The organism is Allocoleopsis sp. (genome assembly GCF_036703385.1).
Taxonomy (GTDB): Bacteria; Cyanobacteriota; Cyanobacteriia; order Cyanobacteriales; family Coleofasciculaceae; genus Allocoleopsis.
In genome coordinates, this window is the sequence record NZ_DATNPA010000666.1 from 1 (window position 1) to 13,563 (window position 13,563).

Sequence of the window (13,563 nt, forward strand, 5' to 3'; positions counted from 1 at the left end):
TATGACGAAAAAAAAGTGCCTTAATCCTTGGGTAGTTGCGCGTCAACTTCCCAGCCTGAAATGGTTAATCATTGGTCGCTATCGCTCTCGCTCGGATGCAGACGGACATCTCCTGCTATTGCGTCAGCGTGTCCCCAACATCCAATTTAAGGTTGTCTTCGATGTGAGCGATCGCAAGCAATAGCTCCTTAGCTCCCCCCTAGCTCTTCACTCAAGCTTCCGTCTTAATCAGGGGGGTTGGGGGGGTCAATGTGTAGCAGCATACAAAGTAAGAGGGTATGAGAGTCATCAATCTGCTCTCCTATGCGCCCAGAGCCGTTTATCTAAAATTAATGAAGCTGCTAGCGGATTTGGAATTACAGCGATGGTCACACAGCTACAATCTTCTGCTCAAAAAGACATCATCTACCCCGAAAGCGACGGGCAACCAATGGCAGATAATACCAAGCAATTTAACTGGATTGTTGCCATCAAGTTAGGTTTAGAACTATTGTTTACCAACGACCCCAATGTATTCGTTGCTGGCAACTTACTCTGGTATCCCGTTGAAGGGAATAACAAAACTAGGTGCGCTCCTGATGTCATGGTCATCTTTGGCAGACCAAAAGGAGATAGGGGTTCTTACCAACAATGGCGAGAAGACAACATTCCCCCACAAGTTGTGTTTGAAATTCTCTCCCCTGGTAATACCGTCAAAGAGATGATTGAAAAATACAAATTTTACCAACGCTACGGGGTTGAAGAATACTACCTATATGACCCCGATGGAGGTGAGTTAACCGGCTGGCTGCGTTCTAGCAATGAGTTAGAAGCCATTGAAGAGATGATGGGTTGGATTAGTCCGCGCTTAGGAATTCGGTTTGAACTTTCTGAAGGTGAACTCATCATTTATCGACCCGATGGAGAACGGTTCGCCAGTTATGTGGAACTAGCTCAACGCGCAGAGCAAGCTAAAGCACTACTAGAGCAAGAACGACAGAAAGCGCAAGCCCTAGAAGCTAAACTACGAGAACTTGGCATCGACCCAGAACAACTGTGACAGAAATTAATTTACAAGTCGAAGAACAGGGCGATCGCATCGATCGCTACCTTTCCCAACAATTACCCGACCTTTCGCGATCGCGCATTCAACAACTCATCGAACAAGAGCAAGTGCAGGTTAACGACAAAGTCTGCACCTCGAAAAAAGCAACCGTACAATCGGGCGATCGCATTTCCATCACCATCCCCGAAGCTAAACCCCTCGACTTACAACCCGAAGCCATCCCTCTCGACATTCTTTATGAAGACGACTCCTTGATCATTATTAATAAACCCGCCGATTTAGTCGTCCATCCTGCTGCCGGTCATGAAAGCGGTACCCTCGTCAACGCGCTTCTGGCACACTGCACAAATCTCGCTGGGATTGGTGGCGTTCAACGTCCGGGAATCGTCCACCGATTAGATAAGGATACAACTGGTGCGATTGCGATCGCCAAAACCGATCAAGCTCATCAACACCTACAAGCCCAACTTAAAGCGAAAACTGCCCAACGGGAATACTTAGGTGTTGTCCACGGTGCCCCATCAGCAGAGAGTGGCACAATTGACCAACCCATCGGACGTAATCCTATAGACCGCAAAAAAATGACAATATTGCCAGTGGACAAAGGCGGACGTACCGCTATCACCCACTGGCAAGTTAAAGAACGATTGGGTAATTACACCCTAATTCATTTTCAACTGGAAACTGGCCGTACTCATCAGATTCGCGTACATAGCACCCACATAGGATATCCCCTCGTCGGCGACCCCGTTTATAGCAGTGGTCGCTCTATTGGGGTCAATCTACCAGGTCAGGCACTCCATGCTTGGCGACTCCGATTGCAACATCCAGTTTCTGGAGAGTGGATTGAGGCAATCGCCCCTCTTCCAACAGCTTTTATCAAACTTCTGGACGTGCTGCGGCTACGTGCTGCTTCACTAGCGCCGAGGCACCCTTGATAAATAATCGATGTTCTGCGCTGACACCCGTGGGACAGGGTTGGTTTTTGGGGCAATAGACCGTGCCATATCTGCATACAGAGATGGGTCGCCTGCTCTTGCCGTCCTCTCTTGTGGCTTGAAGGTACGTACCTCGTTCTGCCAGATAATTTGAGGGAAGCCCAGTTGCGAACGATAATAGGCGTCGTAACGGGGAGATTTGATGTTGAAGGGTCGTTCCCCTTCATTCCGGCTGTGTAAAACTCGACGCCGCTGATAGGGGACAGTGTTGTACCCAAAATTGTTCAGGTACTCGTCGCTATTGAGCAGTTGATCGACGAAGCCTGTAATACCCTTGGTAGCAACTACAATTGACCAAGCGATTTTTTCCCGTTCGCTGTAGACATCACGTCCCAGCACCCGTTGTACGCATTGTTCAACAAAGCGGTAGTTGCTGTTTTTATCATAGAAGCTGTTTCTGAAAGTCTTAGAAAGCAGCAATCCACGAATGAAGTCCCGCACAGTGCTTTGACCATTCCGGAGCTGAGATTCAAGAGCCGGCTCTCGATCCCAAGCAAAGGCATGGAAAAAGATTTGGCGGTAGGCGGCTTCAATCAGAGTACCCATGTCTCCAGAGGAGAGCAGGTTATCTGTCGTAAAAATTCTAGGTTGTTCATCACCAGGAATTTCATATGCAGCTACGCGCTGATTTTGGCTTTTAGGTGAGTAGCTTAATAAAGGTAAGGCCACGTTGGCAATCTCCGTAATCTTAGAAAATCTTACAAACCTTAAATTTTAAATATATAGCAAATCCTGTACCAATCCCTAAAAAAGTAGGTGTCTATTTAATTAAAAGACACCTGAGAAAATTGCTAATCGTTGTCTAGTGGCAGTTTCAGGAATAGCCCATCCAAAAAGTCAGTGGATTTGCTAGCCATGCACAATGAGGCCAATTTCGCAAGTATTTCTCCATATCTGGCTGCCAAAGTGGAGGTTCTAATCCCAATCCCAAGCAAAGATGAGAAATAATATTAAAAAACTGCCAATCGTGACCAGGGGAGCCTAAATGGGCATGAGCGTATTCATGCACAACAATACTTAACCAATCTTGACGTGCTGTTCGTCCCACATCGATCAGGATGACAGCGGGATAGACCATAATATTGCACAAGCCGTCTATGCCATACTCCTGAGCTAGAGGGGTTGCCAGAATGTGCATAGGACGACGTTGTTCAGGATGAAAACAGCCATGACAGGCTTCTAGATAGGCATTGAGTTCAGCATTGATGACATCAATGTGATTGCCAATCCAGGTATAAATGCGCTCACTTTCCCTCAAGTCATCTGTCACATCCAGCATTTCTGGCTCTAAGGCAAGCTGACGCACAGCAGTCAAATACTGATAACCACGCACAAATGGAATTGCACTAATTGTCGATTCACCAACCCAACGCGGACTGAAACTGTCTGACGGCCAAGACATCCTGTGCTTGTTGAGGTACTAACGTTTCACGGCGTTCATCATCCAAATCAGAGCCAATGCGAGTTTCGACACACAAGGAGGCTGTGCTAAATCCACCAAAGCGCTTTACTGTACTGGTTCGCATCCGCACATCTGAGCTAACGAAGCAGAATCGCTCTTCAGAACTCATCGTTTCATATTCGGTTAAAAGAACCAGGGCATCCTCATCATCGATCAGATAGCGACCCGCAACTGGCACAATTTCGGCATAGCCTCTTTCTCGTAGTAAGCTGCCCTGTCTAGGATTATCGGGATCAGGGACAATCACCATTACGCTGGAGCCTGTGTGATTTTCCTCTTCGCTTCTATCCCAGGCCATCGTTCCCTGCCAATTTACCAGTGCTCCTCCCGCCGCCTTGCTAGGTTCAACCTGATGCAATCGGCAAATCTCTACTACTTGGGGATGATCGGCTGCTAAAGTTGCCACATCGATTTCTGACTCTCCTGTCTCCGATCGCCTAAAAGCAAGGTGATGGGTTGTGCGCTGCGATCGCCACTTGCCAGCACTGAGCTGAAAAAATTCCATGCCATCCATCTATATCTATCTCCTGCGGAGGATTGCTCACCGTTTTGGCTTTTTTACATTTCCTGATTATAGAGTCCCTGTAATGGAGTTTGGATTATGACACTCCACACTTAGCTGATGGAATATTTGAAGCTCCATAAGCCTTTTACCCTCAACTATCTTAGTGTGAGTTCAAGGGTCTGTTTCTGTCAGCGAACATCTCGGGTAGTTGGCGAGTACCTACCGCTTACGCTCACCAACCCACTGCTAGGGATTGCCTTACGTGATTTAGGAGATCGTCTTAACTGATTTGCGATCGCCTTTAACACAAAAGACAGTCTCTAGGGTCAATGTGGGTTTGGTCTATCTAGAAGCATTGCGGCTTTGCCACTTGTTTAATCGAGCTTCTCCAACTGCCGCCAATGAGCGCAACTGGGCGATTTGTTGGCGTAGTGTAGCAAGTTCAGTCGCTTGCTCTTGGGATTGCTGCTTCACTGATTCGTAGCTTGACTTCTGGTTCGCCTGTAAGACACCCTGACTCTCTAATTGACTTTGCAGGTGATTGATTTGCTGCTCTTTTTCGGCAATGACTTGGCTCTGCTGTTGTGACTGCTGTTGCAGAGAGTCGTAGCTCGATTGCAGTGCTGTCTGCTCACTCATTCGGCTTTGCAGTTGCTCTTGCAGTTGACCAATTTGCTGCTCTTTGTCAGCGATCGCCTCCTGCTGCTGTTGAGATTGCTGTTGCAGAGAGTCGTAGCTCGATTGCAGTGCTGTCTGCTCACTCATCCGACTTTGCAGTTGCTCTTGCAGTTGACCAATTTGCTGCTCTTTGTCAGCGATCGCCTCCTGCTGCTGTTGAGATTGCTGTTGCAGGGAGTCGTAGCTCGATTGCAGTGCTGTCTGCTCACTCATCCGACTTTGCAGTTGACCAATTTGCTGCTCTTTGTCAGCGATCGCCTGCTGCTGCTGCTGAGATTGCTGTTGCAGGGAGTCGTAGCTCGATTGCAGTGCTGTCTGCTCACTCATCCGACTTTGCAGTTGCTCGATTTGCTGCTGCTTGTCGGTGAGCAGCTGTGCTTGCTGTTGAGATTGCTGTTGCAGGGAGTCGTAGCTCGATTGTACAGAGGCTTGCTCGGCAACTCGACTCTCTAATTGACTTTGCAATTGAGTAATTTGTTGCTGTAAGTCGGTAATGATCTGGGCTTGCTCTTCCGACTGCTTTTGCCAGGATTCATCTTTCTCTGATGACAAGCTCTGATCTTGCTGTCTGGCAACCTGATTGTTGGGTTGTAGCTCTGTAGTCAGCCCATGAAGATCGCTGCCTTTTGCCGCTTCATCAGCTGCTGCCTTGATGCCAAGCTTGATTTCTGCCGAATCACTATAGAGCGCGATCCGGCCTGTTGCCATAGCCTCACACAACTCAGACGGAGATAGTCCTGCTTTTTCAGCCAGCGTACTTAAGAAATGAAGCCCTTTAGATGTAAGGGGCTCCCCCATCTTGACTGCCGTTTTTGAGTGCAAGTTGGGAGCGCCACGCCTCTTCTTTGGCATTGGCATTTTTTTCCGATGATTTTTCGATGATTGACTGGCCTTCAGTATAGATCTATCTGCACCAAAACTAAATAGATGGATACGACTTTAGGGAAGAACAGATAGAGGTGAAAACTCAGCCCTCACAGCAACTGAGCAGGTAACTCCTCAAGATATGGCACATCAGTCCAATCCAGTTATGCGGCAAGCTAGTGCAAAAACTCTCACACTCATCGATGGCTTAACTTCTTGCAGAAGTCAGGGAAAAGGTTCAAGGTGAAGGGAGAAAGGGAAGAAAGATTCCTTAACCGTAAAAATGTGAAAGGGACTTTTGCAAGAGACACCATGAGCTGTCGCACACAACGAAGGATGAAACTAGACTTTCAAGACAGGTCTACTGTTGAGTCCCCTTTGCTGCATCTCGACAAGCACATCGGTAATATTTCTGTATCCAGTCTGAGTGTTGACGAAATCGTTACAAACTGGAATGTATTCCAAATAGTTTGTCTCGACAGTGTAGAGGACAGATCATCTCAATGTTTGGTTTGTAACTCAGGTTGATCAGGGTATCTGAGCAAGTGCATCAGATACCCTGATCAATAACTCATATCCAGCAAAATCTAGCTAGAACATCAGCTAGGTAACAGGGTCTCAGATTGAATTTAGTAAAATTAAAGCTAAAAGTTTAGATATTGAAGTTGATAAATATTGAAAAGGCTATAAGGCTGATTAGCCTTCTCTTCTGTGCCTTTTTAACTTTGAGGTTGCAAAAATTCAACTCCTACGCTTCTGCAAAAAAAGAATTTCGTTGAGCAGGCAGAATCCGTCACTGATTCATAGCTGCTTGATCACATTCAGCAAGCACAACTGCGTTACCCACGCGAACGCACGCGGAAAAATACCTCGCTGGTGGGATGTTTAAGCACTTTTACTGTGGTGTTCGGACTGAGGAGTACATTTACAGCTTGATTTTCGAGCTAGAAAGGGAGCTAAAGGAAGTTTTCCTTACTGGCATTGCGTCACCCTAAGCCTCGTAACAATGCAAATTGTTAACATTTTGTTAACTTGTTATACGGATGCGAACCCTGCAAAGCCTTGATGTACAAGAGTTTGACTTCTGTTTAGCCTGGGTACTCAGGTTTAACTAGCTTAACAATTCGTAATAGATCTAACCCCCAGGGACGGTGTATAAAAAAACGGTGAGGGAATCAACGACAGGCAAAAGCTAAGAAAAACATTAGTTCAGCAAGTTTTTGGGTTTCTCATAAAAGCCTGAAAATTTCTCAGATTTCTCAAAAGCTCCGTTTTGTTGCCTGGTATACGGAACAGGCGGAACTAAAGACCAAGTTGAACTAAAATTTTAACGGTTGTCTGTCTTTGACATCTCTAGCTGCTCGAACTGCTCAGAACTGGCTTCCTCCAGTTCTCAAGCAAAACCCAAAACTAACCACCCAGTAAGTAGGAGTTATCTTTCATGTTCGACGCTTTCACAAAGGTTGTTTCACAAGCTGATACACGCGGTGAATACCTAAGCTCTGGCCAATTGGATGCTTTGATCTCTATGGTCAAGGAAGGCAACAAGCGTATCGATACCGTTAACCGTATCACCGGCAACGCTTCCAGCATTGTTGCTAACGCCGCTCGGACTCTGTTTGCTGAGCAACCCCAGCTGATCGCTCCTGGTGGCAACGCCTACACCAACCGTCGTATGGCAGCTTGCTTGCGCGATATGGAAATCATCCTGCGCTACGTCACCTACGCTGTGTTTGCTGGTGATGCCAGTGTGCTGGATGACCGTTGTCTGAACGGTCTGCGCGAAACCTACTTGGCTCTAGGTGTTCCTGGCGCTTCTGTAGCAGCAGGTGTTCAAAAAATGAAGGATGCCGCGATCGCAATTGCCAATGACCGTAACGGTATTACCCAAGGTGATTGCAGTGCTCTGATGTCTGAAGTGGCTAGCTACTTTGATCGCGCAGCCGCAGCGGTTAGCTAACCGAGTGCCAAGCGCTATTCGCTAACACTTGTCAGTTGGGCAAAAAAAATTTCAACCAGAACTTTGTAAAACACTAGGGAGATACCTCAACGATGAAGACACCTCTGACCGAAGCGGTTTCTGCAGCTGATTCTCAAGGCCGTTTTCTTTCCAGCACAGAACTCCAAGTGGCTTTTGGTCGCTTCCGGCAAGCTACCGCTAGCTTAGAAGCTGCAAAAAGCCTGAGTGGCAATGCTGACCGTCTGGCTCAAGCAGCAGCTCAAGCGGTGTACAACAAGTTCCCCTACACCACGCAAATGCAAGGCGCTAACTATGCAGCTGACCAGCGTGGTAAGGACAAGTGCGTGCGTGACATCGGCTACTACCTGCGGATTGTTACCTACTGCTTGGTTGCTGGTGGCACCGGCCCTCTCGATGAGTACCTGATTGCTGGCTTGGATGAAATCAACAGCACCTTTGAACTGTCTCCTAGCTGGTACGTTGAAGCCCTCAAGTACATCAAGGCCAACCACGGTATCAGTGGTGATGCGGCTACCGAAGCCAACTCCTACATCGACTATGCGATTAACGCCCTGAGCTAACAAGGTGCGTGTAGCCCGGTAAGGTAATCAGCTCTACCAGCAAAGAAAGCGAGTCAGAGTTGTTCATCTTACCGGGCAGTTTTATTCTCACCATTCTGATAAAAGACTTGAAAAAAACATTTTGTGTTAGGTCATTGAGGGGGGAGATAAAAATATGACAGTGTTAGGAGAAGCCGGACGATTAGGCATTAAACCGTTTCAAGAATCTGGATTGGTAGAACTACGTTCCGATAGAACAGAAGCCAATGTGCAAGCGGTGATACGAGCTGCCTATCGACAGGTTCTGGGCAATGAGTACCTGATGGAATCGGAGCGCCTTGTTAGCGCCGAGTCATTATTGCGCCAGGGACAAATCACAGTTCGGGATTTTGTGCGAGCAATTACCCAATCAGAGCTGTATCGGAAAAAGTTTTTTTACTCCAATTCACAACCTCGGTTCATTGAGCTGAATTATAAGCATTTATTGGGTCGTGCCCCCTACGATGAATCGGAAATTTCCTACCACGTTGAGCTTTACAACTCACAAGGGTACGAAGCTGAGGTCAACTCTTACATTGACTCAGCAGAATATCAACAAAATTTTGGCGAAAATACAGTACCCTACCATCGCGGCTTTCAAACCCAAACAGGGCAGAAAACCGTGGGATTTAGCCGGATATTCCAGTTATACCGGGGTTATGCCAGTAGCGATCGCACACCCAGCCAGAAACAAGCCAAGCTAACCTGGGAAGTGGCGAAAAATATAGCCTCACCCATTTATATTCCTTCTTCAGCAGTTCTTGCAGGCACTTCAGGTGGTCGTCGAGGGGATATTTATCGGGTTAGAGTGATGCAATCCGCATCTCCAAGCTCGCCTGTCGTGCGGCGAAGTACCACGGAATTGCTCGTACCCTACGATCAGTTGTCGAGTAAGTTGCAACAATTGAATCGTCAGGGCAGTAAAGTGATGAGCATCTCACCGGCATAAATGGGGAATGGGACAGGGGAAATGGGGAAGGGTAAAAAAATATTACCTGTGACCTGTTACCTACGCTTAAGCAGGTAGGCGTAAAAAACTCCAAAGAAATTTCAGCAGATAGAAAGGTTTGGGTGTTATGTATAGTTACACCTATCTGCTTACCTATTAACAAAGGAAAAGTTCAAATGGCCATTACAACAGCAGCATCTAGACTAGGAACATCCGCTTTTAGCAATGCCTCTCCGGTAGAATTGCGCCCAACGGCAAGTAGAGCAGACGTTGAAGCAGTCATTAGCGCTGTCTACCGTCAGCTATTGGGCAACGACTATTTAATGAAATCTGAGCGCCTCACCAGTGCTGAATCTCTCCTGCGCGATCGCAAGATTACAGTGCAAGATTTTGTGCGTCAGGTCGCTAAATCGGAACTGTACAAATCGAAGTTTTTCTATAACAGTTTCCAAACACGAGTCATCGAGCTCAATTATAAACATTTGTTAGGTCGGGCACCCTATGACGAGGCCGAGGTGATTTATCACTTGGACTTGTACGAAACCAAGGGATACGACGCCGACATTGATTCCTACATTGATTCCCCAGAGTATCAAGCCAACTTTGGCGATAATATCGTGCCCTACTATCGGGGCTTCCAGACTCAAACCGGACAAAAAACCGTGGGATTTAGCCGCATATTCCAGCTATATCGTGGCTATGCTAACAGCGATCGCGCCCAGCTTAAAGGTAACTCTCCGCGCCTTGCCAGTGAGCTAGCACAGAATAGTGCTTCCACTGTTATCAGCCCTTCTAGTAGCAATGGTAGCTTTGCCTACCTTCCTTCCGCGAGAGGCGTCACTCCCAGCAGTGGTTTTGGTGGGGCAGCGACGTTTGGAAAATCTGGCCGACTCTACCGTGTCGAAGTCGCTGGACTCAATCAGCCCAGATATCCTAACGTGCGCCGGATTAACCAAGCCTTCATTGTTCCTTATGAAGAGCTAACCCCCCAAATGCAGAGAATTCTACGCCAAGGGGGTAAAATCGCCAGCGTTACTCCTCTCTAGTCTGATGCTTTAGTCATGGGTCATTAGTGATTGGTTTTAGCTGGTTGTTAATGACCCATGAACATAAGCTTTGTGAATTCTGCGTTCTGTATTTCTGATTAGGATATAAACTATGTTGGGTTCAATTGTCGGTGGAAGTACTAGCAGTTCGCCTTCTAGTGCCCGCTGCTTTCGCTATGAAGTCGTCGGTCTGCGTCAAAGCGTAGATACGGATAATACAGATTATCCAATTCGCTCGAGCGCTAGCGTGTTTATCACAGTGCCTTACAACCGGATGAATGAAGAAATGCAACGGATTACGCGGTTGGGTGGCAAAATTGTTAGCATTCAGCCGTTGACATCCGAAGGTGAATCAGCCTCTGAGTCAGAGGGCTAACTGAACCTCCATGCGAGAGTCCAGTTTTGACGATTTTCAATCTTTATCATCCGGAGGGTCGCCGGAGGGTAGCGAGTCTTTAACTGTAGAGCAGGCGCTCGCTAATCTACAAGGGCAAGACCCAGGACTTCGCTATTACGCCGCTTGGTGGCTGGGCAGATTCAGAGTTCGCGAATCGGCAGCGATTGAGGCGCTAATCGCAACACTGGAGGATGAAACTGACCGGACGCCTGACGGCGGCTACCCCCTGCGGCGAAATTCAGCGAGAGCGCTGGGCAAGCTGGGAGATCGAAGAGCTGTGCCCGCCCTCATTCGTTGTTTAAGCTGCTCAGATTTCTACGTGCGGGAAGCTGCTGCTAAGTCACTAGGGATACTAGACGCTCCAAGCAGTATCCCTGAGCTGATGAAACTCCTAGAAGGTGGCTTGGCAGCCGCTCAACCGATACCAGGCTGTCCCCACTTAGCGCAACCTTACGACGTAACCATTGAAGCGTTAGGCTACCTGGGTGCCACCGAGGCCATTGACTTGATTCAACCCTTTCTTGAACATCCCACAGAGTTGGTACAGTACGCAGCGGCACGAGCCATGTACCAGTTGACGAAAAACCCAATTTATGGTGAACGGTTGGTTCAGGCTTTGGCTGGAGAAAAATTGCAACTGCGACGAGCCGCTCTTGGTGATCTGGGCGCGATCGGTTATTTACCAGGGGCGGATGCGATCGCTCAGACCTTAGCAGAAAATAGTTTGAAGCTGATTGCTCTCAAAGGACTCCTAGAACACGATGTAAAAAGTAACTCCACAGAGTCCTCATCTATATCTGATGACGCTATCCACGTAATGACTTTGATGGATAATCTGCTATAGTCGTGAATCCAAAAAGGGTTGAAAGTTAGAAGGTTGAAGGTTAGAAGGTGAGAAGGCGTAGCTGTTGCCGAAGGCTAGGAGTAAACTAAGTTAGAGCTTGTCAACTTGCCAGCCTTCAACTTGTAACTTTCAACATTTGTTTGCCACTGACCAATGACTAATGATCGAGGACTAAAACTGATTCAAGCCGTTGAGCAGGCAGACTCTTCACAGAAACTGGTAAATGCGGTGGAAGCATTGGCAGATGCCCATTTACAGGAAGGAATTCCTACCTTAATTGCAGCTCTCAGCTACAATAACCCTGGTGCAGCCGTAGCCGCTGTGGAGGGATTGGTGCAATTAGGGCAAGTAGCGGTACCAAAGTTGCTCAACCTGCTTGATGACTATAACTACAGTGGTAGAGCTTGGGCAATCCGAGCATTAGCTGGGATTGGCGACCCAAGAGCGCTAGAAACATTGCTAGAAGCCGCAGAAACTGACTTTGCCATGAGTGTCCGTAGAGCCGCCGTTAAAGGTCTGGGCTATCTGCATTGGTCTGCAATACCAGCCGAAATGCTTCCAACCGTCCAAGCAAAAGTCCTCAAAACGTTGATGCAGACTTCTCAAGACCCGGAATGGGTGGTTCGCTATGCGGCTGTTGTGGGATTGCAAGGGCTGGCAACTTCTACGGCAGGGAGTCAGAGTGATATATTTTACTCTATAAAAGAGCATTTTGAGCAAATGGTTAAGACAGAACCAGATTTAGGCGTTCGCACCCGCGTGCAACTGGCTTTGCAGCAACTTCAAGGTTGAAGGCAATTGTGTAGATTGGTGGTGTATCCGTCATCTAGAGTAGTTGCCTGAAAGGTTCCAGATGTGCCGACATTGGCGTCGATTCAGTATTTTTTTCTTAGCCAGCCTTGTCTTGTGCTGTGTCTTCCACTTTGGGTCACTCGGCCAAGTCGCTCAGTCAGCAACGCCACAGAGGCAATTCATTGCATCAATTCCCAGTCAAGAAGCATACTCTCAGGGAGTGCAGCAGGGAGTTGAACGCTATCAAGCTGGCAAATTTACGGAAGCGATCGCACTTTGGCAACAAGTACTCCCGCAAATTAGAGACGCTAAAGATCGAGCCGCTATTCACAGTAACCTGGCACTCGCTTATCGACAAATCGGACAACTAGGAGAAGCGATCGCACACTGGGAGCAAGCCATTCAGATTTACCAGCATCAAGACGATGAGGGAGCACGCATCCAGTTACCAAAGTTGCTGACGGAGCAAGCACAAGCTTACAAAGAACTTGGGCAGAATCTACGGGCAATTAAGATTTCGCAGGAAGCCGTAAAACTGGCAAAGCAAAACTCAGACTTGCAAACCCAAGTGGCAACGTTGGGAGCATTGGGCAATGCCTATTGGGCTGTAGGTGACTACGAACAATCTCTCCTCGCTCACCAAGAAAGTTTAACTATTGCCCGTCAGCTAAAGGCTCCAGACTACATTGCAGCGTCCTTAACTAATTTAGGTAATCTCTACTTGTCACGCGCACAGAGGTATCGCTATCAGGTAAATACTGCTCGTGTCGAAGATGATCGCCAAGAAATTGCTCGGTTAACTCAGTTGGCAAAACAAGAGATGGCTGCTGCGCGATCGGCATTTGAAGAAAGCCTGCGCGAGACTCAAGTCATAGGCGGCATTACTCACGTCAAGACATTACTGAATCTAAATCGTCTTTTAGAGCAACTCCCACCGCCTGACTGGGCTGCCATTGCCAGGAACCGAGAGCAGGCATTGGCACTCCTCGAAACGTTACCCGACTCGCGGGATAAAGCCTATGTTTTAATCAATCTCGCACAGAGTTTTAGGCGTCAAGCGTCAGCAGCAAGCACAGCGCAAGGCAGAAGCTCAACAGAGACTCTAGTGCTGTTGAAACAGGCACTCAATGTTGCCAGAAATATAGGAGATGGGCGGGCTGAATCGTTTGCTTTAGGGAGTTTAGGGCAGATTTACCAGTTAGCTGATCAAACCTCAGCGGCGCTGGAGTTAACTCAAAAAGCGCAGTAAATGGCAGGGCAAGCTAATGCGCCTGATAGTGCCTATCGCTGGCAGTGGCAAGCTGGGCGATTGTTGAAGACAGCGGGGAAAACAAAGGAGGCGATCACATCTTACGAACAAGCGATCGCAACCCTCCAGAGCATTCGCAACAATCTGCTGGCCATTCAAACGGACTTACAATTTG

General features: G+C 47.7%; 15 protein-coding genes. 11 read left to right on the plus strand and 4 right to left on the minus strand.

Annotation, left to right across the window (positions count from 1 at the left end; translation table 11 throughout):
• The 3 genes from V6C93_RS31395 to V6C93_RS31405 form a co-directional block, all read left to right on the plus strand.
• A partial coding sequence (locus tag V6C93_RS31395; RefSeq protein WP_333480604.1) for a hypothetical protein occupies positions 1-184 on the plus strand: 184 nt, incomplete at its 5' end.
• Between the two features lie 180 nt (positions 185-364).
• Positions 365-1,039, plus strand: coding sequence for a Uma2 family endonuclease (locus tag V6C93_RS31400; RefSeq protein ID WP_333480605.1), 675 nt, complete (start codon positions 365-367; stop codon positions 1,037-1,039).
• Positions 1,036-1,983 (plus strand): RluA family pseudouridine synthase, encoded by a 948-nt coding sequence (locus V6C93_RS31405; protein ID WP_333480606.1) that lies wholly within the window; start codon positions 1,036-1,038, stop codon positions 1,981-1,983. Before V6C93_RS31400 ends, V6C93_RS31405 begins: the two co-directional genes overlap by 4 nt.
• On the opposite strand, the gene V6C93_RS31410 is transcribed toward V6C93_RS31405, so the two are convergent.
• From V6C93_RS31410 to V6C93_RS31425, 4 genes are all read right to left on the minus strand, one after another.
• The gene (locus V6C93_RS31410) at positions 1,963-2,712 is read right to left on the minus strand and encodes a phycobilisome rod-core linker polypeptide (protein ID WP_333480607.1); all 750 of its coding nucleotides are present in this window, start codon (positions 2,710-2,712) and stop codon (positions 1,963-1,965) included. The two genes, V6C93_RS31405 and V6C93_RS31410, sit on opposite strands and share 21 nt — an antisense overlap.
• Before the next feature lie 145 nt (positions 2,713-2,857).
• Positions 2,858-3,445, minus strand: coding sequence for a hypothetical protein (locus tag V6C93_RS31415; protein ID WP_333480608.1), 588 nt, complete (start codon positions 3,443-3,445; stop codon positions 2,858-2,860).
• A complete protein-coding gene (locus tag V6C93_RS31420; RefSeq protein WP_349262892.1) occupies positions 3,402-4,019 on the minus strand; it encodes a phycobiliprotein lyase in 618 nt (205 codons plus the stop codon). Before V6C93_RS31420 ends, V6C93_RS31415 begins: the two co-directional genes overlap by 44 nt.
• A gap of 333 nt (positions 4,020-4,352) precedes the next feature.
• Entirely contained in the window at positions 4,353-5,486 is a 1,134-nt protein-coding gene (locus V6C93_RS31425) for a hypothetical protein (protein ID WP_333480610.1), read from the minus strand.
• A gap of 1,507 nt (positions 5,487-6,993) precedes the next feature.
• Here V6C93_RS31425 and V6C93_RS31430 point away from each other — a divergent pair.
• The 8 genes from V6C93_RS31430 (at position 6,994) to V6C93_RS31465 (ending at position 13,388) form a co-directional block, all read left to right on the plus strand.
• Positions 6,994-7,512 (plus strand): phycocyanin subunit beta, encoded by a 519-nt coding sequence (locus V6C93_RS31430; protein WP_333480611.1) that lies wholly within the window; start codon positions 6,994-6,996, stop codon positions 7,510-7,512.
• A 92-nt stretch (positions 7,513-7,604) separates the two neighbouring features.
• The gene (gene cpcA, locus V6C93_RS31435) at positions 7,605-8,093 is read left to right on the plus strand and encodes a phycocyanin subunit alpha (protein WP_333480612.1); all 489 of its coding nucleotides are present in this window, start codon (positions 7,605-7,607) and stop codon (positions 8,091-8,093) included.
• Between the two features lie 154 nt (positions 8,094-8,247).
• Positions 8,248-9,060, plus strand: a complete 813-nt coding sequence (locus V6C93_RS31440) for a phycobilisome linker polypeptide (RefSeq protein WP_333480613.1) — start codon at positions 8,248-8,250, stop codon at positions 9,058-9,060.
• Between the two features lie 176 nt (positions 9,061-9,236).
• Positions 9,237-10,106 (plus strand): phycobilisome linker polypeptide, encoded by an 870-nt coding sequence (locus V6C93_RS31445; protein ID WP_333480614.1) that lies wholly within the window; start codon positions 9,237-9,239, stop codon positions 10,104-10,106.
• Positions 10,107-10,218: 112 nt separating this feature from the next.
• Positions 10,219-10,482: a phycobilisome linker polypeptide gene (locus V6C93_RS31450; RefSeq protein ID WP_333480615.1), complete on the plus strand. Its 264-nt coding sequence runs from the start codon at positions 10,219-10,221 to the stop codon at positions 10,480-10,482.
• Between the two features lie 10 nt (positions 10,483-10,492).
• Positions 10,493-11,347: a HEAT repeat domain-containing protein gene (locus V6C93_RS31455; protein WP_333480616.1), complete on the plus strand. Its 855-nt coding sequence runs from the start codon at positions 10,493-10,495 to the stop codon at positions 11,345-11,347.
• Positions 11,348-11,500: 153 nt separating this feature from the next.
• On the plus strand, positions 11,501-12,139 hold the full coding sequence (locus tag V6C93_RS31460; protein ID WP_333480617.1) for a HEAT repeat domain-containing protein: 639 nt from the start codon (positions 11,501-11,503) through the stop codon (positions 12,137-12,139).
• A gap of 61 nt (positions 12,140-12,200) precedes the next feature.
• Positions 12,201-13,388, plus strand: coding sequence for a tetratricopeptide repeat protein (locus V6C93_RS31465; protein ID WP_333480618.1), 1,188 nt, complete (start codon positions 12,201-12,203; stop codon positions 13,386-13,388).
• Positions 13,389-13,563: the final 175 nt, after the last annotated feature.

Bases quoted from the DNA above. Each gene is read 5' to 3' on its own strand.
- V6C93_RS31455 (WP_333480616.1), top strand. From the start codon at position 10,493: ATGCGAGAGTCCAGTTTTGACGATTTTCAATCTTTATCATCCGGAGGG.
- V6C93_RS31420 (WP_349262892.1), bottom strand. From the start codon at position 4,019: ATGGATGGCATGGAATTTTTTCAGCTCAGTGCTGGCAAGTGGCGATCG.
- cpcA (WP_333480612.1), top strand. From the start codon at position 7,605: ATGAAGACACCTCTGACCGAAGCGGTTTCTGCAGCTGATTCTCAAGGC.
- V6C93_RS31460 (WP_333480617.1), top strand. From the start codon at position 11,501: ATGACTAATGATCGAGGACTAAAACTGATTCAAGCCGTTGAGCAGGCA.
- V6C93_RS31400 (WP_333480605.1), top strand. From the start codon at position 365: ATGGTCACACAGCTACAATCTTCTGCTCAAAAAGACATCATCTACCCC.
- V6C93_RS31445 (WP_333480614.1), top strand. From the start codon at position 9,237: ATGGCCATTACAACAGCAGCATCTAGACTAGGAACATCCGCTTTTAGC.
- V6C93_RS31465 (WP_333480618.1), top strand. From the start codon at position 12,201: ATGTGCCGACATTGGCGTCGATTCAGTATTTTTTTCTTAGCCAGCCTT.
- V6C93_RS31425 (WP_333480610.1), bottom strand. From the start codon at position 5,486: ATGGGGGAGCCCCTTACATCTAAAGGGCTTCATTTCTTAAGTACGCTG.
- V6C93_RS31450 (WP_333480615.1), top strand. From the start codon at position 10,219: ATGTTGGGTTCAATTGTCGGTGGAAGTACTAGCAGTTCGCCTTCTAGT.
- V6C93_RS31430 (WP_333480611.1), top strand. From the start codon at position 6,994: ATGTTCGACGCTTTCACAAAGGTTGTTTCACAAGCTGATACACGCGGT.
- V6C93_RS31440 (WP_333480613.1), top strand. From the start codon at position 8,248: ATGACAGTGTTAGGAGAAGCCGGACGATTAGGCATTAAACCGTTTCAA.
- V6C93_RS31415 (WP_333480608.1), bottom strand. From the start codon at position 3,445: ATGTCTTGGCCGTCAGACAGTTTCAGTCCGCGTTGGGTTGGTGAATCG.